The sequence below is a fragment of the Gemmatimonadaceae bacterium genome (genome assembly GCA_020851035.1).
Classification (GTDB): Bacteria; Gemmatimonadota; Gemmatimonadetes; order Gemmatimonadales; family Gemmatimonadaceae; genus JACMLX01.
In genome coordinates this window covers 367,735-393,665 of the sequence record JADZDM010000021.1, presented here as the reverse complement: position 1 = coordinate 393,665, position 25,931 = coordinate 367,735, and the positions used below count along the sequence as shown (strand labels likewise).

Genomic DNA, 25,931 nt, shown 5'->3' with positions numbered 1-25,931 from the left:
ACCACCCTGGCCCGAGCACAGATCGATGGCATTCCCCGGATTCGGCAGTTCAGCGGCGCTCACGAAGCTCCAGGCGGCGTTCACCGAGGTGAAGGAACGCTCCGACGTGCTCGACGATGCCTGCGGTGTGGGGCTCTGGGCGGCGGTGCTCCACAACGCCGACGCGCTCGACCCGCGCAGCACGTGGGTCTGGTCACCGGAGTTCCGCCGGCTGATCGGCTACAGCAGCGCGGCGGACTTCCCCGACGTCTGCCAGTCGTGGTCGGACAAGCTGCACCCCGATGACGTGCCGGCCACCTTCGCCGCGTTCGGGGGCCACCTCACCGACACGTCGGGCAGGGCCCGCTACGACGTGACGTACCGCCTGAAGATGAAGGACGGTGTGTACCGCTGGTTCCGGGCCACCGGCGGCTGCAAGCACTCGGCAGACGGCCGGACCATCCGTGCCTGCGGCTCGCTCACGTACATCCACGAGCAGAAGCTGGTGGAGGAGAAGATCGCGCGTGACGCGGCGCAGAACGAGGTCGTGATCGCGGCGCTGGCGGAGGGGCTCACCGCGCTCGCCGATGGCAACCTGCTGCATCGCATCACCGCCGACTTCCCCCCGGCCGCGCAGTCGCTGAAGGCGAGCTTCAACACCTCGATGGAGCGGCTGCACGCCACGATCGCGCAGGTGAGTGCGGCCTCGTCCGAGGTGCGCAACGCCGGCGGGGAGATCACCAACGCCAGCCGCTCGCTGGCCGACGGCGCCACCCGCCAGGCCTCGAGCCTTGCCGACGTCTCACTGAACCTCGATGAGCTCACGTCGATGGCGGGCACCAATGCCGAGCATGCGCGCAGGGCGAACATGCTGGCCGAGGAGGCACGTGCCCACGCCACCGATGGCGAGGCGCGGATGGAGACCCTCACGGCCGCCATGCGCGACATCAAGGCCTCCACCCAGGAGACGGCGCGCATCATCAAGACGATCAACGAGATCGCGTTCCAGACCAACCTGCTGGCGCTGAATGCGGCGGTCGAGGCGGCGCGTGCCGGTGATGCGGGGCGTGGCTTCGCGGTCGTCGCTGACGAGGTGCGTGCCCTGGCCCTGCGGGCGGCGACCGCGTCGCAGAGCACCGAGGAGATGATCGAGAAGAGCGTGGCCGCCACCGAGCGCGGTGTCGTGCTCAACGACGAGGTGCTCGGCAGCCTGCAGAAGATCTCGGGCCAGATCGCGCAGGTGGTGACCGTGGCCAGCGAGATCGCGACGGCGAGCGTGAGCCAGGTGGAGAGCGTGACGCAGATCACGCACGCGGTGGCGCAGGTGAACACGATCACGCAGCAGGTGGCGGCCAGCGCCGAGGAGTCGGCGAGCGCGGCCGAGGAGCTGAACGCGCAGGCGGCCACGCTGAACGACACGGTGTCGACGTTCGAGCTCGATGTGGCGGAGGCACACAACGTCGGGCGCGGTCGACCGCCGCGTCGTCACCAGGCGGTGGCGCGGTCACGCCCGCCGGCGTACGCGGGCTGACACCGCCGGGGCCCGCGTCACTTCGTGAGCGCGAGGCGGATCGCGTCGTACTGCGGGGCGCGCGGCTGGCGCCGCCGCAGTGCGTTCGCCGCCGCGTCCCCCGGGAACGACTCGTCGCGGGGATCCCAGACCACCGGCCGGCCCAGCTTCATGCTGATCCACGCCGTCGCGCAGGCCTGCAGGCTGCGCACCGACTGCTCGATCGGTGCGACCGGGTCGCGACGCGCCGCGATCGCCTCGAGCCAGTTCCGGTAGTGGTTGTCGCTCGGCGCCCAGCGCACGGCGCCGGCCGGGTGTGGCTCCGTGAGCAGGCGCGGATCACTGGCGTCGAGGGCTTTCGCGCCGTCCGGCGTGGCGGCACGCGGGTCGCTGGCCGTGACGGGCACGTCCCCGCGCGCGCAGAACACCCAGCCGTCACTGCCCTCGAAGCGCAGGCCGTTGGTGTACCGGTCGTCGAGGATCACCGTCGCGCCGGTGGCATACTCCATCTCGATGTGGTAGCCATGGTGCACCGTCCACACGTCGCGCCGCATGAAGTCCGCGCGGGCACTCACCCGGGTCGGCCCGCTGAGCTCCATGCCCATTGCCCACTGCGCGATGTCGATGTGGTGCGCGCCCCAGTTGGTGATCATGCCGAGCCCGAAGTCCTCGGTGGTGATCCACCCCGGCCGGCCGTACCCGGACTGCGGGTGCACCCGGTCCTCCATGTACGGCTGCTCCGGCGCCGGCCCGAGCCAGGTGTCGTAGTCGAAGCCGGCCGGCACCTGCTGTGGGACCGGGGGGCGCCCCTTCGGCTCGTCACGACCGATGCCGATGCGGATGGTCCTGAGCGTCCCGATGCGCCCGTTCCGCACTGCCTCGCTCGCGATGCGGAAGGTCTGCCAGGGCGTCGACGAGCGCTGCTGGCTGCCGGTCTGCAGGATGCGCCCCGTCCGGCGCACCGTGGCCCGCAACGACACCGACTCCTCGATGTCGTACGTCACCGGCTTCTGCACGTACACATCCTTGCCGGCCAGGAGCGCGTGCGTGGCCAGCAGCGCATGCCAGTGATCGGGCGGCGTGATGATCACGGCATCGATGTCGGGGCGGGCCAGCACCTCGTGGAAGTCGTGGTACGCCTGCACCGCCACGCGCTGCTCACCCCGCGCGCGATAGAACTGCTCGACCTCGGCCTGCGCCGCGGTACGACGGGTGGCGTCGAGGTCACACACCGCGACCACGCGGCAGAGGTCGTGCACGATCGTGCCGCGCAGGTCCTCCATGCCCATCCGCCCGCAGCCAACCTGCGCCACGGTGATGGCGCGGCTGGGTGGCGTGCCACCGCCGAACAGCCAGGTTCGCGGGATGTACGTGGGGAGCAGCAGCGACGCCGCGCCGGCCGCGGAGGTGCCCAGGAACTGCCGTCGCGACGGGGCGTCGGTCACCGGAGCCCCGTGGTGTCGGCGGCTGGCAGCACGCGCAGCTTGATCGAGCGGAAGGAGACGTCGTTGCCGTGGTCCTGCAGGAGGATGCGGCCGCGGCGCGCCTCGCCGAATGCGGGCCAGACGGCGTACTTGCTGTGGCTGACCAGTGCGCGCCACTGCTGCGTGCCGCGCTCGTACGCCACCGTGCGGAAGCCGTTCAGCCAGTGCTCCACGTGGCGGCCGCGCACCACGATGCGGGCGCGGTTCCATTCGCCGATGCCGTTGACGCGCTGGCTGACCGGCGGGATGAGGTCGTAGAGGCCGGCGTTGGTGCGGTTGCCACCCAGCCCGAGCTTCGCATCCGGGTGCACCGCATCGTCGAGGAGCTGGAACTCGCAGCCGATCGCGCTTCCCTCGCCCTGGTTCAGGGCGGTGTTCACGAAGTACTTGATGCCACTGTTCGCGCCGCGGGTGAGCCGGTACTCCACCTGCAGCTCGAAGTTCTCGTACTCGGCCTCGGTCACGATGTCGCCGCCATCGGCCGACTCCTTTCCCTCGGCGCCCAGCACGGAGAGCGTGCCGTCGCGCACGGCCCAGCCGTGGTCGGGGAAGGTGGTGCGCTTGGCGCCGCGCCAGCCGGCGGTGGTCCGCCCATCCCACAGCAGCATCCAGCCCTCGGCGTGCTCCCGCGGGGACAGGGTGTTGGCGACGTGGTTGTACTGCGGCGTGCCGGCACGCACGGGGGTGCGGGACGCGGGGAGGTTCGCCGTGCGGATACGGATGTTGCGGAACCGGATCGCCGCGCCGGCCATCGCGGTGTCGGTGCCGATGTTGTGCACCTGCAGCGCGATGATGCCACGCGGAGTGAGGTCGTCGAGGATGTCAGCGGCGGGGACACCGTTCACCCAGGTGCGGATGGAGTGGCCGATGGCCTCCACGCGGAAGTGATTCCACTGGCCGCGCCGGAACGCCCGCTGCGCGGCGGGCTGGCTGTCCAGCGTATGCAGCCATCCGCGGCGCGATTCGTCATAGATGCCGCCGGTCCAGCGCCGTGGCGACGGATCGATCTCCACCTGGTAGCCGTGCACGCGACCCTCCTTCACGGCGGGGTCGACGATGCTGCGGATCTGCACGCCACCGTTGAGTTCGGTATCCTGCTGCGTCTCGTACTCGAGGATGAAGTCGCCGAAGCTGTCGCGCGTGCAGAGAAAGCTGTTCGGTGATCCGAGCACGGCGCGCCCGATGATGGTGCCATCGGCCGCCTCGTATCGTGCGGTGCCGTTGCACTGGTGCCATCCCTCAAGCGACCGGCCGTCGAACAGGACACGCCATTCGCCGGCGCGCTGGGCCCCGGCATCCATGGCCACCGCGCATGCCACGGCGGACCAGAGGCCAGCCTGACGGAGATGCCTCCCGTTGTACGCCGTCGGCACCGCGTGGCCACGTGTTCTCATGACCCGATGCTACCGTGCGTGTCCGGGTGATGCCAAGGCCGCGGCGCGGTGTGGCGACGGCTTCGACAACCAAGCACGGGGTGGTGCAGGTGGCCGCACAAAACGTTACGAGCTCTGCCGTACTTCGGACGCCCCATGGTGCCGGTGCCGGCACTCGCGCACAACTCGTTTCCTGCCATCGACTTGCGCGCTGGACGCGTGTCACGCGAACGGCACCGCTCCGGTTGGGATATTCTGATATGACACGCTGGCGCGAAAGATGCAAAAGCAATCGTCAGCAGACATCCGGGTGCATTGTTGATGCGCAGTAATCCGGATGTTCGCCCAGCGCGCAGAGAATTTGGCCGCAGGTTCGTTGCGGAACGGCCTGCGGTTTGGAAGCGGCAGTCAGCGTGGCGGGAGGGTCACGATGGCTGCCGTTTCGCGTGCGCGTCTGTCAGCCCGTCGCGCCCGGCGATGTCCGGTGGCACTCGCGGCACGGGCGTCGGCGAGTGGCGGCGACCGTGTGCCGTGCGCCGCGTTGCATCATCCGACGGATGTCCCGAAGAGGCGACCCACGAGGGCCGTTGCGCCCATCGCCACAGCGCCCCAGAAGGTGACACGGACGGCACCCCGCAGCATCGGCGCGCCGCCCATCCAGGCTGCCAGTGCACCGAGGCCCACCAGCAGTGCGATCGTGACCCCGGTCACTGCGAGCGAGACCGAGGCCAGCGGCACGAACAGGACGATCAGCAGTGGTGGCAACGCACCGACGGCGAAGGCCGCCGCCGACGAGAGTGCGGCCTGGATGGGTCGGGCCTTCGTCATCTCCGAGTGTCCGAGTTCATCACGCAGGTGCGCGCCGAGTGCGTCCTTCGCCATGAGCTGGTCGGCGACCTGTGCGGCGAGCTCCCTGGTGAGGCCGCGCGCCTCGTAGATCGCCGTCAGCTCCGCGCGCTCGAAGTCGGGCTGCATCTCGAGTTCCTTCCGCTCGCGCTCCATGTCGGCCATCTCGGTGTCCGACTGCGAGCTGACTGACACGTACTCTCCGGCCGCCATCGACAGTGCGCCGGCCACCAGGCCGGCGAGGGCTGCCAGCAGCACCGGCGCCCGATCCGACTGTGCCGCCGCGACGCCGACCACGAGGCTGCTGGTGGAGATCAGGCCATCGTTCGCGCCCAGCACGGCGGCGCGAAGCCAGCCGATGTGCGAGGTCCTGTGTCCTTCGGTGTGGACGAGCATGACAACCCGGTTCAGGAAGCGGACGACTGCATAGCGCGCGCTGCAGTCGCACCGGTACGCCGATGCGGCATCCTACCTCCTTCCGCAGTTGGATGTCTGTCGGGCAGCCGGAGGGGAGCGCCGTGGGCCGGTGGGGCGCAGGATGCGTGGAGTCTGACCGCCGTCACGCATCCCGTCCGAGCGAGGAGGCAAGGGGGGAGGTCCGCCCTTGCGTAAGCCGGGGCGTCGCACAGATTGGTCTTATGGTTTAATCAAACAGTTAACACGATGGCAACTGGCAGAATGGAGACGAGGCGTTCGAGGGTGACCCGGTCAGCGCGGGGGGCGGATCTCGACACGGAGGCACGCATCCTGGAGGGGGCCCGCAGGGTCTTCATCCGGCGTGGGACGGCCGGTGCGCGGGTCCAGGAGATTGCGGCCGAGGCCGGTGTGAACCAGGCGCTGATTCACTACTACTTCGGGTCGAAGGAGGCGCTGGCCGAGCGAATCTTCCTGGAGGCGGCGGGGCGCCTGTTCCCGGCGTTGGCCGTCGTGGCGGACCCGACCGCAAGCCTCGAGGAGCTGATCCGGCGGTTCGTGCAGGTCTACATCGACACGGTCCGGGCGACGCCATACCTCCCCGGGTACCTGCTGGCCGAGGCGCAGCAGAATCCGGCGCGGCTCGAGCTGCTGATGCAGCGGGCGGTCGGATCGGCACCGGCGTCGGTGGCGGGCCAGGCCATCACACGGCTGCGGACGCTGATCGACGCCGAGGTGGCGGCCGGGACCATGCGGCCTGTCGCGCCCCGCTTCCTGTTCATGAACGTGATGTCGCTGGTCGCCTTCCCGTTCGTCTTCCGGCCCATCATCTCGACGGTGCTGGGGGCGAGCGATGCGGAGTTCGAGGCAATCCTCGACGAGCGGCGCCGCGAACTGCCGGGGTTCATCATGCGAGCCCTGCGAGGCTGAGATGCATTCATCGAACCACAATCAAATCATCAAAGCGACAGTTACGGTCGCGCTCATGCTCACGGCGACGACCGCACTCGCGCAGGTACCGCGTGACACGCTGTATCTGGACGAGCTCCAGCGCGCTGCAGAACAGGCCGACCCGCGCGGGATCCAGCTTGGGTTGTTGTCCCGCCAGTCAGCGAGCCGCCTCGAGACGCTGCGGCGCGAGCGGCTGCCAGCCGTGGGAGTGACGGGAACGGCCCAGTACGTTTCCGATGTCGTGTCGGTGGGGGCACTGATGCCGTCGCTGACGGTCCCGGCGCCGCCGCACGACCAGTACGACCTGTACCTCACGGTCCGACAGCCCCTCATCGATCCGACGCGTGCCGGTCGTGCCGCAGTCGAGAGAGCCGGTGAAGCCGAGTCCGCTGCCAGGGTCCGGACGGCGCTCTGGCAGCAGCGCGTGGCGGTGAACGAGGCGTTCTTTGGCGCGCTGCTGCGATCCAGTCAGCTCAGCTCGCTGGATGCCGCGATCGGCGACCTCGACGCGCGGCTGACGATGGCGCGCACGCGGGTCTCGGCCGGAGCCGCCCTGCCGAGCGAAGCGCTGCTGCTGGAGACCGAGCTGTTGCGCCGCCGGCAGGCGCGAGACGAGATCGTCAGTGAGCGAAATGCGGCCCGCGAGGTGCTCGGCCTCCTCACCGGGCGCAGCATCGTGTCGACGGTCGTCCTGGCATCGCGCGTCGCTGCCGGCGGCGCATCGGCCGGAACGACGGACACTCCGGGTCGCGATCGACCCGAGTTCGCGCAGTTCGACCGGGCGCGTGCCACGCTCGACGCCCGCCGCGCCGCGACCAGCGCGCAGGACCTGCCGCGCCTGTCGGTCTTCGGGCGGACAGGGTATGGGCGGCCAGGATTGAACGCCCTCAATCGCGCCTTCGACGCCTACTTCCTGGCGGGCCTGCAGGTCGAGTGGAGTCCGTGGACGTGGGGGCGCACCCGCCGCGAGCTGGAAGTGCAGGCACTGCAGGCGGAGCTCATCGGTGCCGACGAACGCGCGTTCCGCGACGCGCTGCGCCGTGCCGGCGTCACGCAGCGGGCGCAGATCGGCGCGCTGGCCGGTGGGCTCGCGGCCGACGACTCGATCGTCGCCCTGCGCGCGCAGATCCTCCGCGAGACGCGCGTGCGCCACGACGAGGGCGAGGTCAGTGCCGCCGACTACATCGCCCGCCTCACCGAACATCTCTCGGCGCAACTCGACCGCGACGCACGCCGCGTCCGGCTCGAGGAGGCGCGTGCACGCTACCTCACGACCATGGGGCTCGAGGTCCGCTGATGCAGATCATCCATGCAATGCTATCGGGCGCCCGTGGCCGGCGCGTCATGCTGGCGGGTACGCTGCTGCTGGTGGCCGCGTGCACGAAACCGGCACCTGCCGACGCCTATGGCAACTTCGAGGCCGAGGAGGTCGTGGTCGGCGGCGAGGTGGCGGGGCAGCTCACCGCATTCGCGCCGGTCGAGGGGCGCGAGCTGGCCGCGGGTGCGGTGGTCGCGCAGGTGGACACCGTGCCGCTGGCGCTCGAGCGAGCACAGCTCGTGGCGCAGCGGGCCGGGCTCGTGGCCAGGCGGCGGGAAGGCACTGACCAGCTCACGGCGCTGCAGGTGCAGCGCGAGATCGCGACACGCACGCGTGCCCGCGTCGAGCGCCTGTTCGCCGCACAGGCGGCCACGGCGATGCAGCGCGACCAGGCCGAGCGGGACGTGCGAGTGCTGGCGGCGCAACTGGAGGGGGGCCGCGCCGCCATCGATCGCAGCCGCGCGGACATCGACGCCCTCGAGGCCCGCATCGCCAGCCTCTCCGATCGCCTGGCGCGGACCACGGTGCACAACCCGGTGGGTGGCACCGTGCTCGCGACCTACGCCCGCACCGGCGAGATGGTGGGGGCCGGACAGCCGCTCTACCGCATCGCGAACCTCGACACGCTCACGCTGCGTGCCTGGGTCACCGGCAGCCAACTCACGTCGTTCCGGCTCGGCACGCGCGTGGCGGTGACGGTGGGCGACGCCGGCGCGCCCGAGTCCTTCACCGGCGACGTGACGTGGGTGTCGTCGCGGGCGGAGTTCACGCCGACGCCGGTGCAGACGCGCGAGGATCGTGGTGACCTCGTGTACGCGGTGAAGGTGCGCGTCGCCCATCGCGATGGTCACCTCAAGGTCGGCATGCCGGCCGACGTCACGCTGTCCGCCGCACCGGTGGCCGCGTCCACGCCGTCGCGATGACCGCGCCCACCGTGATCGTGCGCGACGTCGTGAAGCGCTACGGCGCCGTGACGGCGCGGGCCGGCGTGTCGTTCGAGGTCGGGGCGGGCGAGCTGTTCGGGCTCGTGGGGCCGGACGGGGCGGGGAAGACCACGCTCTTCCGCATCCTCACGACGCTGGTGCTCCCAGACGCCGGCAGTGCGAGTGTGCTCGGCCGCGACGTGGTGCGCGACCTGTGGGACATCCGGTCGCGCGTGGGCTACATGCCCGGCCGCTTCGCGCTGTACGCGGACCTGAGCGTGGAGGAGAACCTCGCGTTCTTCGCCTCGGTGTTCGGCACCAGCGTGGCCGAGGGGCGCGCGCTGATCGACCCGATCTACCGGCAGATCGAGCCCTTCCGCGACCGTCGTGCCGGGGCGCTCTCGGGTGGCATGAAGCAGAAGCTGGCGCTCTGCTGTGCGCTGGTGCACCGCCCGGAGCTGTTGCTGCTCGATGAGCCGACGACCGGTGTGGATGCCGTGTCGCGTCGTGAGTTCTGGGACCTGCTGGCCGAGCTGCGCGGGTCGGGGCTCACGATCGTGGTGTCGACGCCGTACATGGACGAGGCGGCGCGCTGCGACCGGATCGCGCTGATGCAGGATGGCGGCGTGCTGGCGATCGATGCGCCGGCCGATGTCGGCCACCGGTTCCCGCGGCCGCTGCTGGCCGTGCGGGGGACGCCGCGCGCGGCGCTGCTGCGGGCGTTGCGCGCGCACCCGCACGTGGCGTCGGCGTACCCGTTCGGTGAGTCGGTGCACTTCAGCGACACGCGCACTGGGCTGCCGGTGGCGGCGCTGGTGGCGGAGCTGCATGCGCACCTCGCGGCAGCCGGCATCGGCGGGATCGGCATCGACCCGGTGGCACCGGGGATCGAGGATGCGTTCATGGAGCTGATGGGCACGCGCGAGCCGGCCGCCGCGTGACCGACACCGGAGCGGCACCGTCCATCGTCGCCCGCGGGCTGACGCGGCGTTTCGGGAGTTTCACGGCGGTGGACGATGTCTCGTTCGCGGTGCAACCCGGCGAGGTGTTCGGCTTCCTTGGCGCCAACGGTGCCGGCAAGACCACGGCGATCCGGATCCTCACCGGGCTGCTCGCGCCCAGCGACGGGGAGGCGACGGTGGCCGGCTTCGACGTGCGCACGCAGACCGACCAGGTGCGGGCACACATCGGGTACATGAGCCAGCGCTTCTCGCTCTACGACGACCTCACCGTGCGCGAGAACATCGAGCTGTACGGCGGGATCTACGGCCTGGACGATGCCACCATCCGCGTGCGGCGCGAGCGGATGCTCGGCGAGCTGCAGCTCGACGCGTCGGCGACGGTGCTGGTGCGCGCGCTGCCGCTGGGGTGGAAGCAGAAGCTCGCCTTCTCGGTCGCGCTGCTGCACGAGCCGCAGGTGGTGTTCCTCGACGAGCCGACCGGGGGCGTGGATCCCGTGACGCGCCGGCAGTTCTGGGAGATGATCTACGAGGTGGCGGCGCGCGGTACGACGGTGTTCGTCACGACGCACTACCTGGACGAGGCGGAGTATTGTGACCGGCTCTCGATCATGGTGGACGGGCGGCTGGCGGCGATCGGCACGCCGGGCGAGTTGAAGGCGACGTTCGGCGTGGTGACGCTGGACGAGGTGTTCGTGCGGCTGGTGCGGGGGCCGGCGGTGCCGGTGCCCGGGTGATGTCGCGCCGCGGCGGGGCCTGGCAGGCGCTGATGGCCTTCATGCGCAAGGAGGTGCGCCACCTGCTGCGGGACCGGCGCACGCTCGCCATCCTGCTGCTGCTGCCGCTGGCGCAGCTGCTGCTGTTCGGGTTCGCGGTCCGGACCGACATCACCAGTGTGCGCGTGGGGGTGGTGGCGCCGGCGCCGGATGCCGCGGCGGCGGCGCTGCGTGCCCGCTTCGAGCATGGCGGGCGCTTCCTCCTGCTGCCGCCGATCGCGACGGCGGCGGCGCTCGAGCCGCTGTTGCGTGCCGGCCGGGTGGACGTGGGGGTGGTGCTGGAGCCGGCGATGGCGGCGTCACTGGCGGCGGGCCAGGCGGTCCGGGTGCTGGTCGTGGCGGATGCGGTGGACCCGAACACCGGGACCATGATGCAGAACTACGCCAGCGCCGTGCTGCGCGACTGGCAGGCGTCGCTGGGCGCCGCACCGGGGGCGGTGACGCTCGAGACGCGGGTGCGGATGCGCTTCAATCCCACCCTCGAGAGCGTGAACCTGTTCGTGCCCGGACTGATCGCGCTGATCCTGACGATGGTCACCTCGCTGATGACGGCGATCTCACTCTCGCGCGAGAAGGAGCAGGGGACGTTCGAGCTGCTGCTGGTCTCGCCGCTGCACCCGTGGCAGATCATCATCGGCAAGGTGCTCCCCTACCTCGCGCTGGCGATGGCGAACGTGGTGACGGTGCTGCTGGCGGCGTGGCTGGTGTTCGGGGTGCCGTTTCGCGGGAGCGTGGTGCTCCTGCTGGCAGCGAGCATGCTGTTCGCGCTGGTGGGGCTGGCCGTGGGCGTGCTGATCGCGGCGGTCACCTCCTCGCAGCTGGCCGCCATGCTGGCGGCACTGGGCGGGATGATGCTGCCGAACACGATGCTGTCGGGGCTGATCTTCCCGGTGGCGAGCATGCCGCGCCCGTTGCAGTTCGTGACGGGCATCGTGCCGGCGCGCTGGTTCATCGAGATCGTGCGCGGCATCATGCTCAAGGGTGTCGGGGTCTCGCTGCTCTGGCCGCAGCTCTCGGTGCTGCTGCTGATGCTGGTGGTGCTGCTGGCGCTGGCGATCCGGCGCACCTCGGTGCGGCTGTCCTGATGTGGCGCGCGCTGCGGGTGCTGCTGCGGAAGGAATTCCTCCAGATCCGGCGGGACACGGTCATCCTGCGCATGCTCTTCATCATGCCGATGATCCAGCTCCTGGTGCTGTCGAACGTGGCGACCTTCGAGGTGAAGACGGCGCAGTTGTGGGTGGTGGACCAGGACCACACGCCGGCGGCGCGGGCACTGGCAGACCGGTTCACGGCCAGCGGCCGGTTCGCGGTGGCCGGGTGGTCGGTGGTGGCGGCGCCGGGCGAGGATGCGCTGCTCTCGGGCGCGGCGACTGCGATGCTCGTGATCCCGCCGGGATTCGCGCGCGACGTGGTGCGGGACCGGCATGCCGTGCTGCAGCTGGTGCTGAACGCCGAGAACGGGTCGCAGGCGGGGGTGACACAGGCGTATGCCGCGGAGATCATCTCGCGGCATGCGCGCGAGCTGGGGGGAGAGACGTGGCAGCCGGCTCGGCGCGGTGGCGTGGTGCACGGCGCGGGGGATGCGGCGCCCGTGCGCGGAAGGCCGGTGATCGAGGTGCGGACGCGCTCACGGTACAATCCCTCGCTGGACTACCGCCGCTTCATGGTGCCCGGGATCCTGGTCCAGCTGATCACGCTCATCGGGACACTGATGACCGCGCTGAACATCGTGCGCGAGAAGGAGGCCGGGACACTCGACCAGCTGAACGTGACGCCGGTTCGGCCGGCGGTGTTCATCGCCGCCAAGCTGCTGCCGCTGTGGGTGATCGGGCTGGTGGAGTTCGCGGTCGGCGTGCTGGTGGCTGCCGTGGTCTTCCGCGTGCCGATGGAGGGCAGCCTGCCGCTGCTGTTCCTCGGCGCCGGCGTGTTCCTGCTCGCCGCACTCGGCGTTGGGCTGTGGGTCTCGACCGTCTCCGACACGCAGCAGCAGGCGCTGTTCGTGACGTTCTCGCTGATGATGGTCTACATCCTGATGAGCGGGCTGTTCACGCCGGTCCGGGCGATGCCGTCGTGGGTGCAGGTCGTGGCGCAGCTCAACCCGATGATGCACTTCATCGCGATGGTGCGCGCCGTGCTGCTCAAGGGGGCGGGCATCGCCGATGTGTGGCGGCAGCTGCTCGCGCTGGCGCTGCTCGGCACCGGCATCCTCGCGCTGGCGGTGGCACAGTACCGGAAGCGGGCGGCCTGAGTGGCGCGGCACACGGGTGGCACGAGACACGGGTGGCACGAGACACGGGTGGCACGAGACACGGGTGGCACGAGACACGGAGACTCGTGCGGGTCGCGCGGGGGCGGTGTGGCTCGGGCAATCCTGGTTCCCACGGAGCCACGGAGCCCACGGAGTGCACGGAGAACGACAACTGCCTTGTAGGGGAACTGCGTGCGTCGACGCGGCCCTCGAGTCGCGCGCGCAGTTCCCCCAAGTTCTTCTCCGTGCACTCCGTGGTCTCCGTGGCTCCGTGGGAACCAGCGATCTTCCCCCCCCGAACCGTACATTCGCGGCACGCACGTTTCGCATGGGCACACCCCGCACTGGCGCACCCCGGCCACGACGTTATGCATTGACTGCTGCGCGGCGTCATCGCCCGCGGCATGGACCCGCGGCGCAGAGGTGAGGGCATGACCCCGTTGCTGAACATGCGTGACTTCGAGGACCGTGCGCGCGAGGTGCTGCCGCAGCCGGTGTACGACTACTACGCCGGCGGCGCCGGCGACGAGATCACGGTACGTGAGAACGAGGCGGCGTGGCAGCGCGTGCGGCTGCTGCCACGCGTGCTGGTGGACGTGTCGGCCTGCGACCTGCACACCACCGTGCTCGGACAGCCCATCACGATGCCGGTGATCACGGCACCCTGTGCACTGAACGCCCTCGCGCACGACGACGGGGAACTGGCGGTGGCCCGGGCGGTGTCCGCCGAGGGGATCGCACAGGTGCTCAGCACGCTCAGCTCGTACTCCCTCGAGGCGGTGGCGCAGGCGGCGCCGGCACCGCGCTGGTTCCAGCTCTACGTGTACCGGGATCGTGAGGTCACGCGTGCGCTCGTGCAGCGCGCGGAGCGGGCGGGATACGCGGCGCTCTGCGTGACGGTGGACGTGCAGCGCCCCGGCAACCGCGAGCGCGACCACCGCAACGGCTTTCGCGTGCCCGCACACATCCGTGCCGCGAACTTCGACGCGGCCATCGAGGACACCGAGTCCGGCTCGGCCCTCCTCAAGTACATCAACGACCAGTTCGACCCGTCGCTGAGCTGGGAGGCGTTGCGCTGGCTCTGCAGCATCACATCCCTGCCGGTGGTGGTGAAGGGCGTGCTCGCCCCAGCCGACGCGCGGCGCTGCCTCGAGCACGGCGCCAGGGCCATCGCCGTCTCGAACCACGGCGGGCGGCAGCTCGACACCGTCATCGCCTCGTGTGACGCGCTCGCGCCGATCGTGGATGCCGTCCGCGGCGAGGCGGAGGTCTACGTCGATGGGGGCATCCGCCGCGGCACCGACGTGCTCAAGGCGATTGCCCTCGGTGCGCGGGCCGTGCTGCTCGGCCGGCCGTACCTCTGGGCGCTCGGCGTGGATGGCGAGCGCGGCGTGCGGCGGGTGCTGTCGCTGATCCGGGACGATCTCGCGCTCTCGATGGCGCTGGCCGGGGCGCCGAGCCTCGCGTCACTCGATCGGTCGCTGATCGTCTGAGGAGTGGCATGCACCCCGGCGCGCGTCCGGAAACAGACGGCGCGACCGGGTGGGCGAGCGACACGAGCGGCTCGAGTGTAAAGGATGAGCCCGCTAGGGTCGAGACTGGCAGGGAGTCCTGCCAGGCGCACCGCGGCGCCGACGTGCGGGCTTCTCCCCTGTCGCCCGACTCCCATGCTCATCGCCGCCGCGCTGCTCGCCGCCACGCTCCAGTCCCAGCAGGTCACCGATTCCACGCGCGACCTGCCCGCCTCGCCCGGCACCCTGGCTCCCGACCGACCGGGGTTCACCACCGGCCCGTCCGTGATGCCGCGCGGCTTCAGCGAACTGGAAGCCGGCACGTCGCTGCAGCGCCAACCCGGGTTCCAGCATCTCGCGATCGGTGAGTCGCTGCTCCGGATCGGACTCAGCTCGCGCGCCGAACTGCGCGTCGGCTTCAGCTCGCTCGACTTCGATCGTGCCGGCGGCACCGTGACGCACGGCTTCGAGGATGCCTCGATCGGCACCAAGGTGCGCCTCCGGTCGGCGCCGGCGGGTGTGTCGCTGCTGCCGGCCGTCTCCATGATCGCAAGCTCGAACATCCCGACCGGCGGTGCCTTCGGGCGCTCCGGCGTCGAGCCGCAACTCACGGCGTCGCTTGGCTGGCAGCTCCCCGCGAAGCTCGCGCTCGTCACCAACACCGGCGTGGCGAGCCGCGTGGCCGGCGACGGGGCGCGCACGCGCGAGTTCGGCGGCGGTGCGAGCCTGTCGCGCGCCCTGACCGGCACGCTGAACACGTACGTCGAGTACAGCGGCACGCGCCGGAACGGCCCGGACTCGCAGTACCTCAACACCGGGCTGACGTTCGTTCCCGCCGCCCACCTCCAGCTCGACACCTGGGTGGCCCGCGCCATCTCCGGCACACCGTCCAGCTTCCAGCTCGGCGTGGGCGTGTCGCGACGCTGGTAGCGGAGGCGGTTGCCGCGGCGCTCCGCACGCGCCGCGGCGTGTGACCCCCCCCGGGGCGCCGCAGTACCCACGCCGGATGCGCAGTGTCGCGCATCATGGCACCGGCAACGGGGGGAGTCATGCGGGACGTGCAGCGGTGTGGGCGGATGGTGTGGGCAGCCGGCGCGATCCTCGTCGCGGCGTGCAGCGGGAGCACGGAACCCAATCCCGTGCCACCCCTGATCACCACCCTCCCGCGTGCGCTCTCGGGTGCCGAGCAGGTGGCAGCCACGGCCACCACGTCGTTCGGGCTCACGCTCTTCCGCAGCGTCAATGCGCAGACCGCGCGCGACCAGAACCTCGTGCTCTCGCCCGTCTCCGCATCCCTCGCGCTGGGGATGCTGCTCAATGGCGCTGAAGGGGAGACCCTGGCGCAGGTGCGCAGCACGCTCGGATTCGGGAGCACCGGGCTGGGCGAGGTGAATGCCGCCTACAAGGCGCTGATCCCGCTGCTCGGCACGCTCGACCCGTCGGTGACGATGACGTTCGCGAACGCGGCCTGGTTCGATCGTGGGTCGCCGCCGTCCACCACGTTCTCGCAGCGCGTGGCGGAGACCTTCGGGGCGACGGTCGACACCGCGTCCCTGGTGGATCCGGCGACGGTCACGCGGATCAACGCCTGGGTCTCGGCCGCGACGAATGCCCGGATCCGCACGATCGTCGACGGGTTCGATCGCCTCGACATCGCGATCCTCGTCAACGCCACCTACTTCAAGGGAAAGTGGCGTGCGCAGTTCGCGCCGTCCGCCACACGCAGCGCACCGTTTGCGACCGGGATCGGCGCGTCGGTCCCGGTGCAGATGATGAGTGCGCCCGCCGGACTGGCACGGGCCACGCTGCTCGGGGACGGGACCGTCGTCGGCGAGCTGCCCTACGGGGGCGATGCATTCGTGATGACCATCGTCATGCCGCCGCTCGGCCGGATCGAGGCACTGGTGGACACGCTCACGCCGGCCGGCTGGCAGGCGACCGTCGCCGGGCTGCCCGCGGCGAGCACCACGATGCTGGTCGAGCTCCCGAAGTTCCGGCTCGAGGTCACCCGTCAACTGCAGCGTGCGCTCTCCGACATCGGCATGCCGCGCCCGTTCGCGACCGCCGACCTGAACCCGATGTTCCGCGACCCGAGCACCGAGCGGTTCGTGTCGAGCGTGCTGCAGAAGGTGTTCGTGGACGTGAACGAGGAAGGCACCGAGGCGGCGGCCGTGACCGCGATCACGATCCGGACCACCTCGGCCGGGCCGATCCCGGCGCTGGTGATCGACAGGCCGTTCCTCTTCGCGATCCGTGACCGCCTGACCGGCACGGTGCTCTTCCTCGGCAAGGTCGTGAAGCCCGTCGCCGCCTGACGGCGGCCGGCCGGGCGGTCGCCGCGCCGTCGGGCCGCCGCCCGGCGCGTGCTCCGGCGGTCGCGTCATTGCGGGCGCCTGTGCGCGCGGTGTATGCTGCGAGCGCTGCAGGGGATCGTGCCAATCTGCGCCCTGTGAGGCGCCCGGTGCCGGGTGCGGGAGCCCGCGCCCGGAGACAGGCCACGGTGACGGCGCCGTGCACCCCCTGAGCCTGTGCCGGCCTCACCGACGCCTCCACGACCATGCTGCCACCGCTCCTCCGCCTCCTTGCCGCCGCACCGATGGCCGTCCTGCTCGGGTGCGGCAGCGCGGCGGCGGCGAGCAGCGCGGATGCCACGGTGCCGGAGCCGATGAGTGATGCCCCGTCGATCGCGATCGGGACCCAGACGGCGGTGTTCGCAGGTGGGTGCTTCTGGGGCGTTGATGCCGTCTTTCGGCACGTGAAGGGGGTGACCGGCGTCGTGTCCGGGTATGCCGGCGGCACCCGCCAGACGGCGATGTACGAGGAGGTCGGCACCGGGACCACCGGGCATGCGGAGGCGGTGGAGGTCACGTACGATCCGGCGGTGGTCTCCTACGGCACGCTGCTGAAGGTCTTCTTCACCATCGCCCACGACCCCACCCAGCTGAACCGGCAGGGGCCGGATGTCGGGTCGCACTACCGCTCCGCGATCTTCTTCGCCAACGACGCGCAGCGGACCGCCGCGGTGGCGTACATCGCGGAGCTGGGCAAGGCCCGGGTCTTCCGGCAACCGATCGTGACGTCGCTGGAGCCGTTGCACGGCTTCTTCGCGGCCGAGGCGTACCACCAGGACTACCTGGCGCAGCATCCCGACCAGCCGTACATCGTGCTGAACGACCTGCCGAAGCTGGAGCTCCTCAAGCGGCGTCTCCCGGAGCTGTTCACGGGGAACTGAGGAGGCCCTGCGGCCGGCGCACGCCGGCGCGCGGGATCGGACGTGGCGTGCGTCGCGGGGCCCACTGGTTCGCACCGGTCCGGGAGGGCATCGTACAGGAGCCGTGGCGCGCACACTGCCCGGTCATTCTCCCGTCCGGCGGCCGGTTCCCGTGCCGCACAGGTCACCACACAGCTCGACTCCGATGACTGTCCACGTTGCCCGATTGCTCCTCGGTGGCGCCCTCGCCCTCGCGACCGCCCCGATCTCGACGCATGCGCAGGGAGCGCCGCCCGCGTCGCCGCGCGCGGACAGCCTGCGCATGGCGTCGCGTCTCGACACCGATGGCCAGCACATCGCGGCGCGCGTGATCTTCCAGCGACTGATCGACGGGGCCCCGGATCCCGCCGCGAAGGCGGCCGCGCAGCGTCGCATGGCGCTGTCGCACGCGTTCGAGGGCCAGTGCCGGGAGGCGGTGCGCTACGAGGAGCTGGTCATCGCCTACTGGAAGACGCGCGAGGCTGCCGAGCCGCAGAACGCGTTCTACCAGCAGGGGGAGATGGCCAACGAGGCGGCGCGGGTCTGCATCGATGCGGGCGACATCGACACCGCCGAGCGCATGTATCGTCGCGGGACGGAGCTGGGCCTGCGCGAACCCACCCCGCGCACGCACCCGGTGTCGCTGTGGGAATTCAGGCTGGCGCATGCGCGGGCGCGCATCGCGGCACGGCGCGGCCGGGCCGCCGAGGCGAAGCAGCAGGTGGAGGTGGCGAAGTCGCTGCTGGACGCAGACACCGCCATGGCATCGCAGCAGGCGCGGTTCTACCCGTACCTCGTCGGCTACGTCGCGCTGTACACCAACGACCTCGCCACCGCCGAGGCGGAACTGTCGCGCGCGCTGGCGATGCCGGGCAACACGAACGACCCGTTCCTGCATGCGCTGCTGGCGATGACGTACGAGAAGAAGGGTGACGCGGCGGCTGCCGCGCCGCTGGTGCAGAAGGCGTATGACCTCTCCACCGGCCACAACCCGCCAGCGGCCTTCGCGCGTCCGTGGGCGCGGAAGAAGCTGGGCACACGCTGAGCATCGCCGGCAGCAGCACGCGACCCCATGCGCTCCACTGCCTCGAAGCCCGCCACCATCGACGAGTATCTCGCGCGCCTGCCCGCCGCGCAGGCTGCCGCGCTCACGGCGCTGCGCCGGCAGATCCGCGCGGCCGCGCCGTCGGCCGAGGAGACGATCAGCTATGCCATCCCCGCGTTCCGGCAGGATGGCATGCTGGTCGGCTTCGGTGCGACGAAGAAGCACTGCGCGTTCTACACCATGAGCTCGACGCTGGTGGCGCGCTTCGCGGCCGAGCTGGCGGCGTTCGACACGAGCACCGGCACGATCCGCTTCACGCCGGACGCGCCGCTCCCGGCGGCGCTCGTGAAGAAGCTGGTGCGGGCGCGGATTGCCGAAAACGCCGAGGTGGATTGACCCGCCGCGGGGATGCAATGGTGACCTGGCGGGCGACGGTCCGTCTCCCGTGATGAGCCGCCGCCCCGTGTCGATCCTGTTGCCGTTGCTGCTGCCGCTGCTGGCCGCCTGCGGCGACGGCGGCGCGGCGACACAGCCGGTGCCGGTGGTCACGCCGGTGATCGTGCATGGCGATGCCGCGACCGTTGCGCGTGAGCTGGGCCGCGGGGTGAACCTCGGCAATGCCCTCGAGGGGCCGTCGGAGGGGGCGTGGGGTGTGCGCCTCAGCGACGCGCTGTTCGACGCGGCGAAGGCCTCCGGCGCCACCACGATCCGGCTCCCGGTGCGGTTCAGCAACCATGCGGCTGCCACGGCGCCGTATGCGCTGGACGAGGCGTTCATGCTGCGGGTCGACTGGGCGGTGGATGCGGCACTCGCGCGCGGCCTGCGCATCGTTCTCGACATGCACCACCACCGGCAGCTCGACGGCGATGCCCTCGATGCCGGCGAGTTCGCGGTGGCACCGGCAGTGATCGAGGCACGGTTCGTCGCGATCTGGCGGCAGCTCGCCACGCGCTATCGAAGCCGTCCCGTGACGGTGCTGTTCGAGCTCTACAACGAACCGCATGGCGACATGACGGCGGCACGCTGGAACATGCTCCTGGCGCAGGCGCTGGCGGCGATCCGCGCCGTCGACACCGCGCGGTACGTCGTGATCGGTCCCGTAGGGTGGAACAACGCCTCGCAGCTCGACAACCTCGCGCTGCCGTCGGTGGACCAGCGCCTGCTCGTGACCATCCACAACTACGAGCCGTTCACCTTCACGCACCAGGGCGCCGGCTGGGTGGGGCTGCAGGACCAGGTGGGGGTGACCTGCTGCAGCCTGCCGCAGCTGGCCCAGCTCGAGGCGCCGCTGGACCGCGCGCAGCGCTGGCGCGAGGCGTCGGGACGCCCCGTGTGGATCGGCGAGTTCGGCTCGTACGACAGGGGGCCGTACGCATCACGCGTGGCATACACGCGTGCGTTCCGCACCGCGATGGAATCGCGTGGCATGACGTGGGCGTACTGGGAGTTCGCGGCCGGCTTCGGCTTCTTCGATCCCGCTACCGGCGACTACCGGGTGGCACTTCGCGACGCCCTGTTCGGCGAGTGACCGCGTGGTGGGACGCCCGAACGTCCCCGGCGCGCACGGTCGTTGCGCAGGCGGGGGCGGCACCGGGGTGGCATGGCGGCGTGGCGACTGTCGTGCACGCGCGACATTGACGCTGACGCTGCGCCCGGGCTGATTCTTCCCGCTCCCCTCGCGCCGGCCCGTCGTGATGGGGGACCGGTCCACGCGCGGTGTGCGGCGTGGCACCGCCGCCGTTCCTCCCCCGAATCGCCCGCGCCCGCCGTGACGACACTGCGCTTCGCACACATCGCCGCCGTGGTCCGCGCCAGCCTGCTGCTGGTGCTGCCGGTGTGCACCGCGGCAGCGGAGGCGCAGGCGGTGGGCGGCAGCACGGCGCGCGCGACGTGGCAGGTCGGTGCCTACCTCGGCGCGGCACGCAGCTCACCGGGCAACGGCGTGCTGGGGACGATGCCGGCGCGCGACCACGTCATGCTGGGCCTGCAGGCGGGAACGACCGTGCTGCGGATGGGTCGTGTGTCGATCAACTACATCGCCCAGCTGCTGCCGCTGGTGGTGGTGAGCGACCGCCAGGCCGCCCGGTTCGACGCCGACCTCGATGAGGCAGGGCTCCCGCGCCTGCCTCGGCGGGCGTATGCGTTCGGCGTGGCCCCGTTCGGGCTCGAACTCTCCACGCCGGCGGGGCGGCGGGTGAGCGCCTTCCTCACCTCGGCGGGCGGCGGCTTGATCTTCTCCCGTGCGTTCCCCGACGTGACCGGGCGTCGCACGAACTTCACGCTCGAGGCGGGCGGCGGCGTGCGCATCCGCACCGGTCGTGACCAGTGGACGCAACTCGGCTACAAGTACCACCACCTCTCCAACGCCGGCACGGCATTCGCGAATCCGGGGCTGGACGGCAACCTCGTGTACGCGGGATACCAGTGGACAGCGCGCCTGCCGCGATGACGTGGCGACGGATCGCACTCGTCGGTAGCCTGTTCTGCGTCGGCTGCCAGGACGCGGCGCCGGTGCAGGTGGGTGCGGCATCCGTGCACGCGAGCGGGCACATCACGGTGGACAGCATGCGTCGCGAGATCGCGATCCGCCTGGACCGCCAGGCGTGCGTGCAGCCGATCGGCGTCAACTTCCGTGATGCGAGCGGGCTCGGTGTGCTGGTGATCCAGACGCCGTTCTCCGGCTGGGCCGTGGGCACCTACACGCTGCCGCGGGTGCGGTTCTCCACGCGCGGCTACCTGAATGTCTCCGGGATCGGCTCGAGTTTTCCGCTCGTGCGTGGCACGACCACCATCACGCGTGCCGACAGCGTGGCGGTGGATGGCCACATCGACTGGACGGTGGGCCACCCCGTGGTGACGGGCGCCATGGACACGGTCCGCTCGCGGGTGCGGGTGGTGGGCCGGTTCCACGCGCTGCGGCAATCCTGCGACTGACCGCTGGTGAGCGTGTTCACGATCCCCGTCCCCGTGACCGCGGGGATGAAGTCCCGGTCCCCGTGACCGGTCAGCTGGGTGTCGGCGCGACGACCGATGCCGTGGCCGGTTGGCCGGCCGGCGCGGGCACGCGTGCCGCGGTCGCCGCCGCATCGCGCGCTGCGCTGCGGCGCCGGACGCGGCGGCTGACGCCATCGAAGTAGGTGTACACCACCGGCGTCACGTACAGCGTCACCAGCTGCGAGAAAGCCAGCCCGCCCACCACCGCGATGCCCAGCGGCCGGCGCGACTCGGCGCCGGCGCCGGCCCCGAGGGCGATCGGCAGCGTGCCCACCAGCGCCGCCATCGTCGTCATGCTGATCGGGCGGAACCGCACCATGCAGGCCTCGAAGATGGCGTCGAAGGCACTCGTGCCCTCCCGCTTCTCCGCCTCCTGCGCGAAGTCGATCATCATGATCGCGTTCTTCTTCACCAGCCCCACCAGCAGGATCACGCCCACCCAGGCGTAGACGCTGAGCTCCGTCTTCGTGAGGATCAGTGCGAGGAACGCGCCGAAGGCCGCGAACGGGATGCCGCTGAGGATGGTGATGGGGTGGATGAAGCTCTCGTAGAGGATGCCGAGCACGATGTAGATCACGAAGATCGCGACGATGAAGAGCACGCCCAGGCCGCGCTGCGTGTCCTGGAAGGCCTGTGCGGCGCCGGCGAAGCCGGTGGTGATGCCATCGGGCAGCACCTCGCGCGCGGCGCCCTCGACCTGCTCCACGGCCTCGCCCAGCGCCACCCCCTCGCGCAGGTTGAACGACAGCGTGACCGACGGGATCTGGCCGGTGTGGTTCACGAGCTGCGGACCGATGGTGGTCCTCGTGGTCGTGACGCTGCTCAGCGGCACCAGCGTGCCGCTGCGCGACCGCACGTACAGCAGGTCCAGCGCTGAGAGGTCGGTCTGGAACTCCGGCAGCAGCTCCATGATCACCCAGTACTGGTTGTTCGGTGTGTAGATCGTGCTCACCTGGCGCGAGCCGTAGGCGTTGTAGAGTGCCTGCTCGATCTGCTCGGCGGTGACGCCAAGGCGCGCCGCGTGGTCGCGGTCGATGGTGAGGGAGGCCTGCGGATTGCGGATCTGCAGGTCGGTGGAGACGTCGGTCAGGCCGCTGAGTGACTTCATCCGGGTCTCGAGCGCCTGCGCGGCCGGGTAGAGCGCGTCGAGGTCGGCACCCTGCAGCGTGTACTGGTAGAGCGCCTTCGCCGAGCGGCCGCCGAGCTGGATGATCGGCGTGTTCTGCCAGTACACCGACATGCCGGGGATGTCACTCGTCTCCCGCGACAGCATGCGCACCATCTCGTCGGCCGGCGGGCGCTGGTCGCGCGGCTTGAGGCGCACCGTGAGGCGACCCTGGTTCGGCAGCCCGGTGGAGTTGCCGGAGCCGGTGCCGATGTTCGACAGCACCGCATCGACGTATGGGTTCTGCCGCACGCGCTCGGCGGCCCGCTGCTGGTGCTGCACCATCGCCTCGAACGAGGTCCCCTGCGCCGTCTCGGTGCTGGACCGCACGCGCCCCGTGTCCTCGCTGGGGATGAAGCCCTTCGGCACCATCGCGTAGAGGACGAACGTGCCCGCCAGCGTCACAGCGGAGAACACCATCACGCTGCGACGGTGCCCCATCGCCCAACGCAGGGTGCGCTCGTAGAAGCGGAGCACCGCCTCGTAGCCGCGCTCGAAGAGGTCGAACAGCCGGTTGTGGATCTCCTGCTCGCCATGCGACCCGCCGCGCAGGAAGCGCGCGCAGAGCATGGGGATCAGCGTCAGCGAGACGAAGCCCGACACCAGGATCGCCGCCGCGATCGTGACCGCGAACTCGTGGAAGAGCCGCCCCACGATGCCGCCCATGAACAGCAGCGGGATGAACACCGCCGTCAGCGAGACGGTCATCGAGAGGATCGTGAAGCCGATCTCCTTCGCGCCATCCAGCGAGGCCTGCAGCGGCGTCTTTCCCATTTCGATGTGGCGCACGATGTTCTCGAGCATCACGATCGCGTCGTCCACCACGAAGCCCACGGCCAGCGTGAGCGCCATCAGCGACAGGTTGTCGAGGCTGTAGTCCAGCGCCCACATCACGCTGAACGTCCCCACCAGCGACATCGGCAGGGCGAGGCTCGGGATGATCGTGGCCTGCACGTTGCGCAGGAACAGGAAGATCACCAGCACCACGAGGCAGAGCGTGAGGACGAGCGTGAACTTCACGTCGGCCACCGACTCGCGGATGCCCTCGGAGCGGTCGAAGAAGGTCTCGATCTGCACCGAGGCCGGCATCTGCGCCCGCAGCACCGGCAGCAGCGCGTTCACCGCCTCGGCCACCTCGACGGTGTTGGTGCCCGGCTGCTTCTGCACCGCCAGCGTGATCGAGCGGGTGTCGTTGAACCAGGCGGCCACGCGGTTGCTCTGCACGTCGTCCTTCACGCGGCCCACGTCGCGCAGCCGCACGGGATTCCCGTTGCGGTAGGCGATGATCAGCTCGCCGAACTGGGCCGCGTTCTCGAGCTGCCCGTCGGCCTTGAGCGTGTAGGCCTTGTCGGCCCCCCAGAGCACGCCGGTGGGAAGGTTGACGTTGCCCTGGGCCGCCGCCGTCGCCACCTCGTCGATGCCGATGCCACGCGCCGCCAGCGCGCGCGGGTCCACCTGGATGCGCGCGGCGTACTTCTGGCTGCCGAAGATCGTAACCTGCGCCACGCCGCTGATGGTGCTGATGCGCTGGCCGAGCACCGTCTGCCCGTACTCGTCGAGCGCCGAGAGTGGCAGCGTCCGCGAGCGCAGGTTGAGGTACAGGAACGGCTCGTCGGCCGGGTTGGTCTTGGTCAGCGACGGCGGCACGATGCCGGGCGGCAGCTCGCGCATCGTCTTCGAGATCGCGGCCTGCACGTCCTGCGCGGCGGCATCGATGCTGCGGTCGAGCGTGAACTGCAGGGTGATGCTGGTGGCACCGAGCGAGCTGCTGCTCACCATGTTGTCGATGCCGGCGATGGTCGTGAACTGCTTCTCGAGCGGCGTGGCCACGGCGGCGGCCATCGTCTCCGGACTGGCGCCGGGCAGCGACGCCGCCACCGTCAGCGTCGGGTAGTCCACGTTCGGCAGGTCGCTCACCGCGAGCTGCCGGTACGACATCGTGCCGAAGGCGAGGATCGCCAGCATCACCAGCGTGGTCATGACCGGCCGCTTGATGAACAGGGCTGTGAAGTTCACGGCGTGCTTCCTCCCCGGGTTTCCACCGGCCGGGCCGTCGCGCCGTCACGGACCGGGGCATCGCCGCGCACCGGGGCGGGCGCGTCCTTGACCGCCACCTTCGAGCCCGGCGCCAGCTTGCCCTGGCCATCGGTCACCACCCGCTCACCCACCGCGATCCCCTTCTCGATCACCGTGCGCTCCCCCACCTGCCGGCCGGCGGTCACCGGGCGCACCACGGCCTTGCCCTGGCCGTCGAGCGTGAACACGAACGTGCCGCTCTGGCTGGTCTGCACGGCGGTCGTCGGCACCATCACGGCGTCAGTGTCACTGTAGAGCTCCAGCTCCACGCGCACGAACTGGCCCGGCCAGAGCTGGCGGTCGCCGTTGTCGAAGCGCGCCTTGAGCACCACGGTGCCGGTGGTGCTGTCGACACCGTTGTCGACGAAACTCAACGACCCCACTGCGGCGGACCCATCGCCGTTGCTGTGGATGGCACGCGCCGCCAGCGCCTTCCCCCGGGCATACCGCTGCACCGCCGGGAACTCGCGATCCGGCACCGCGAAGCGCACCAGGATGGGCCGGATCTGGTTGATCACCACCAGCGGCGGCGCGGCACCGGGACGCACGAGGTTGCCCGCGCGCACCAGCAGGCTGCCGGTCTTGCCGCTGATGGGCGCGCGGATAGTGGCGTTGTCGAGGTTGAAGCGTTGCGTCTCGACCGTCGCCCGGTCCGCCTCGACCACGGCGGCGAGGGCGGCCGCGTTCGCCGCAGCCTGGTCGGCCTGCGACTTGGTCACGTAGTCCCGTGCCACCAGCGCCGCGAAGCGCTCGGCATCGCGCTTCGCATTCTCGGCCTGGGCGATGTCCCGCGCGAGCAGGGCGCGCGACTGCGCCAGCGCCGCCGCGTAGGGCCGCGCATCGATCGAAAAAAGCACCTGTCCCTCGGTGACCTCGTCGCCCTCGCGGAAGTGCACCCGCGTGAGCTGGCCCCCCACCTGGCTCTGGACGGCCACCGACTGCATCGGTTCCACCACCCCGTTCGCGGCCACCACGTACGGGGCCTCTCCCCGCTCGGCGACTCCCATCGTCACCGCCACGGGTGGCTTCACCGGGGCCGCCGGCTTGGCGCAGCCAGCGACGGTGAATGCCGCCGCCGCGAGCGTGGCGAGCGGCAGAGTCGGGTGCAC

At 70.7% G+C, this 25,931-nt stretch carries 22 protein-coding genes; 17 read left to right on the top strand and 5 right to left on the bottom strand.

Going from position 1 to position 25,931, the window contains the following annotated elements; all coding sequences use genetic code 11:
• Positions 1 to 25 precede the first annotated feature (25 nt).
• Positions 26 to 1,510 carry a methyl-accepting chemotaxis protein gene (locus tag IT355_14415; protein ID MCC7054459.1) on the top strand — a complete coding sequence of 495 codons (1,485 nt, stop codon included), beginning with the start codon at positions 26 to 28 and terminating at the stop codon, positions 1,508 to 1,510.
• Between the two features lie 17 nt (positions 1,511 to 1,527).
• Here IT355_14415 and IT355_14410 read toward each other — a convergent pair whose 3' ends face one another.
• The 3 genes from IT355_14410 to IT355_14400 all read right to left on the bottom strand — a co-directional run bounded on the left by IT355_14410 (position 1,528) and on the right by IT355_14400 (position 5,588).
• Entirely contained in the window at positions 1,528 to 2,934 is a 1,407-nt protein-coding gene (locus IT355_14410) for a Gfo/Idh/MocA family oxidoreductase (protein MCC7054458.1), read from the bottom strand.
• On the bottom strand, positions 2,931 to 4,367 hold the full coding sequence (locus tag IT355_14405) for a DUF1080 domain-containing protein (protein ID MCC7054457.1): 1,437 nt from the start codon (positions 4,365 to 4,367) through the stop codon (positions 2,931 to 2,933). Before IT355_14405 ends, IT355_14410 begins: the two co-directional genes overlap by 4 nt.
• Positions 4,368 to 4,892: 525 nt before the next feature.
• Positions 4,893 to 5,588 (bottom strand): VIT family protein, encoded by a 696-nt coding sequence (locus tag IT355_14400; GenBank protein ID MCC7054456.1) that lies wholly within the window; start codon positions 5,586 to 5,588, stop codon positions 4,893 to 4,895.
• A 303-nt stretch (positions 5,589 to 5,891) separates the two neighbouring features.
• Here IT355_14400 and IT355_14395 point away from each other — a divergent pair, with 303 nt between their 5' ends.
• The 16 genes from IT355_14395 (at position 5,892) to IT355_14320 (ending at position 21,521) form a co-directional block, all read left to right on the top strand.
• Positions 5,892 to 6,536 (top strand): TetR/AcrR family transcriptional regulator, encoded by a 645-nt coding sequence (locus IT355_14395; GenBank protein ID MCC7054455.1) that lies wholly within the window; start codon positions 5,892 to 5,894, stop codon positions 6,534 to 6,536.
• Between the two features lie 55 nt (positions 6,537 to 6,591).
• Positions 6,592 to 7,854, top strand: a complete 1,263-nt coding sequence (locus tag IT355_14390) for a TolC family protein (GenBank protein ID MCC7054454.1) — start codon at positions 6,592 to 6,594, stop codon at positions 7,852 to 7,854.
• On the top strand, positions 7,854 to 8,798 hold the full coding sequence (locus IT355_14385) for an HlyD family efflux transporter periplasmic adaptor subunit (GenBank protein MCC7054453.1): 945 nt from the start codon (positions 7,854 to 7,856) through the stop codon (positions 8,796 to 8,798). The genes IT355_14390 and IT355_14385 overlap by 1 nt, the downstream gene beginning before the upstream one ends.
• The gene (locus IT355_14380; protein ID MCC7054452.1) at positions 8,795 to 9,739 is read left to right on the top strand and encodes an ABC transporter ATP-binding protein; all 945 of its coding nucleotides are present in this window, start codon (positions 8,795 to 8,797) and stop codon (positions 9,737 to 9,739) included. The genes IT355_14385 and IT355_14380 overlap by 4 nt, the downstream gene beginning before the upstream one ends.
• A complete protein-coding gene (locus tag IT355_14375; GenBank protein ID MCC7054451.1) occupies positions 9,736 to 10,494 on the top strand; it encodes an ABC transporter ATP-binding protein in 759 nt (252 codons plus the stop codon). The genes IT355_14380 and IT355_14375 overlap by 4 nt, the downstream gene beginning before the upstream one ends.
• Positions 10,494 to 11,618, top strand: a complete 1,125-nt coding sequence (locus IT355_14370; protein ID MCC7054450.1) for an ABC transporter permease — start codon at positions 10,494 to 10,496, stop codon at positions 11,616 to 11,618. Before IT355_14375 ends, IT355_14370 begins: the two co-directional genes overlap by 1 nt.
• Positions 11,618 to 12,781, top strand: coding sequence for an ABC transporter permease (locus tag IT355_14365; GenBank protein ID MCC7054449.1), 1,164 nt, complete (start codon positions 11,618 to 11,620; stop codon positions 12,779 to 12,781). The genes IT355_14370 and IT355_14365 overlap by 1 nt, the downstream gene beginning before the upstream one ends.
• A gap of 431 nt (positions 12,782 to 13,212) precedes the next feature.
• Positions 13,213 to 14,274 carry an alpha-hydroxy-acid oxidizing protein gene (locus IT355_14360; protein ID MCC7054448.1) on the top strand — a complete coding sequence of 354 codons (1,062 nt, stop codon included), beginning with the start codon at positions 13,213 to 13,215 and terminating at the stop codon, positions 14,272 to 14,274.
• A 174-nt stretch (positions 14,275 to 14,448) separates the two neighbouring features.
• A complete protein-coding gene (locus tag IT355_14355) occupies positions 14,449 to 15,222 on the top strand; it encodes a transporter (GenBank protein ID MCC7054447.1) in 774 nt (257 codons plus the stop codon).
• 146 nt (positions 15,223 to 15,368) lie between these two features.
• On the top strand, positions 15,369 to 16,607 hold the full coding sequence (locus IT355_14350; protein ID MCC7054446.1) for a serpin family protein: 1,239 nt from the start codon (positions 15,369 to 15,371) through the stop codon (positions 16,605 to 16,607).
• Between the two features lie 242 nt (positions 16,608 to 16,849).
• Entirely contained in the window at positions 16,850 to 17,524 is a 675-nt protein-coding gene (msrA, locus tag IT355_14345) for a peptide-methionine (S)-S-oxide reductase MsrA (GenBank protein ID MCC7054445.1), read from the top strand.
• Positions 17,525 to 17,708: 184 nt separating this feature from the next.
• A complete protein-coding gene (locus tag IT355_14340; GenBank protein MCC7054444.1) occupies positions 17,709 to 18,587 on the top strand; it encodes a hypothetical protein in 879 nt (292 codons plus the stop codon).
• A gap of 27 nt (positions 18,588 to 18,614) precedes the next feature.
• Positions 18,615 to 18,983 carry a DUF1801 domain-containing protein gene (locus IT355_14335; protein MCC7054443.1) on the top strand — a complete coding sequence of 123 codons (369 nt, stop codon included), beginning with the start codon at positions 18,615 to 18,617 and terminating at the stop codon, positions 18,981 to 18,983.
• Between the two features lie 52 nt (positions 18,984 to 19,035).
• Positions 19,036 to 20,115, top strand: coding sequence for a glycoside hydrolase family 5 protein (locus IT355_14330; protein ID MCC7054442.1), 1,080 nt, complete (start codon positions 19,036 to 19,038; stop codon positions 20,113 to 20,115).
• 240 nt (positions 20,116 to 20,355) lie between these two features.
• A complete protein-coding gene (locus IT355_14325; GenBank protein MCC7054441.1) occupies positions 20,356 to 21,036 on the top strand; it encodes an acyloxyacyl hydrolase in 681 nt (226 codons plus the stop codon).
• Complete coding sequence (locus tag IT355_14320; GenBank protein ID MCC7054440.1) at positions 21,033 to 21,521, top strand: hypothetical protein; 489 nt, start codon at positions 21,033 to 21,035, stop codon at positions 21,519 to 21,521. The genes IT355_14325 and IT355_14320 overlap by 4 nt, the downstream gene beginning before the upstream one ends.
• A gap of 70 nt (positions 21,522 to 21,591) precedes the next feature.
• Here the strand turns inward: IT355_14320 and IT355_14315 are convergent, their stop codons facing one another.
• Together IT355_14315 and IT355_14310 are read right to left on the bottom strand one after the other, a co-directional pair.
• Positions 21,592 to 24,762: an efflux RND transporter permease subunit gene (locus tag IT355_14315; GenBank protein MCC7054439.1), complete on the bottom strand. Its 3,171-nt coding sequence runs from the start codon at positions 24,760 to 24,762 to the stop codon at positions 21,592 to 21,594.
• Complete coding sequence (locus IT355_14310) at positions 24,759 to 25,931, bottom strand: efflux RND transporter periplasmic adaptor subunit (GenBank protein MCC7054438.1); 1,173 nt, start codon at positions 25,929 to 25,931, stop codon at positions 24,759 to 24,761. The genes IT355_14315 and IT355_14310 overlap by 4 nt, the downstream gene beginning before the upstream one ends.

Coding starts and splice junctions, on each gene's coding strand:
- IT355_14380 (MCC7054452.1), top strand. CDS start 8,795: ATGACCGCGCCCACCGTGATCGTGCGCGACGTCGTGAAGCGCTACGGC.
- IT355_14405 (MCC7054457.1), bottom strand. CDS start 4,367: ATGAGAACACGTGGCCACGCGGTGCCGACGGCGTACAACGGGAGGCAT.
- IT355_14360 (MCC7054448.1), top strand. CDS start 13,213: ATGACCCCGTTGCTGAACATGCGTGACTTCGAGGACCGTGCGCGCGAG.
- IT355_14370 (MCC7054450.1), top strand. CDS start 10,494: ATGTCGCGCCGCGGCGGGGCCTGGCAGGCGCTGATGGCCTTCATGCGC.
- IT355_14385 (MCC7054453.1), top strand. CDS start 7,854: ATGCAGATCATCCATGCAATGCTATCGGGCGCCCGTGGCCGGCGCGTC.
- msrA (MCC7054445.1), top strand. CDS start 16,850: ATGCTGCCACCGCTCCTCCGCCTCCTTGCCGCCGCACCGATGGCCGTC.
- IT355_14350 (MCC7054446.1), top strand. CDS start 15,369: ATGGTGTGGGCAGCCGGCGCGATCCTCGTCGCGGCGTGCAGCGGGAGC.
- IT355_14355 (MCC7054447.1), top strand. CDS start 14,449: ATGCTCATCGCCGCCGCGCTGCTCGCCGCCACGCTCCAGTCCCAGCAG.
- IT355_14365 (MCC7054449.1), top strand. CDS start 11,618: ATGTGGCGCGCGCTGCGGGTGCTGCTGCGGAAGGAATTCCTCCAGATC.
- IT355_14415 (MCC7054459.1), top strand. CDS start 26: ATGGCATTCCCCGGATTCGGCAGTTCAGCGGCGCTCACGAAGCTCCAG.
- IT355_14390 (MCC7054454.1), top strand. CDS start 6,592: ATGCTCACGGCGACGACCGCACTCGCGCAGGTACCGCGTGACACGCTG.
- IT355_14330 (MCC7054442.1), top strand. CDS start 19,036: ATGAGCCGCCGCCCCGTGTCGATCCTGTTGCCGTTGCTGCTGCCGCTG.
- IT355_14400 (MCC7054456.1), bottom strand. CDS start 5,588: ATGCTCGTCCACACCGAAGGACACAGGACCTCGCACATCGGCTGGCTT.
- IT355_14320 (MCC7054440.1), top strand. CDS start 21,033: ATGACGTGGCGACGGATCGCACTCGTCGGTAGCCTGTTCTGCGTCGGC.
- IT355_14335 (MCC7054443.1), top strand. CDS start 18,615: ATGCGCTCCACTGCCTCGAAGCCCGCCACCATCGACGAGTATCTCGCG.
- IT355_14340 (MCC7054444.1), top strand. CDS start 17,709: ATGACTGTCCACGTTGCCCGATTGCTCCTCGGTGGCGCCCTCGCCCTC.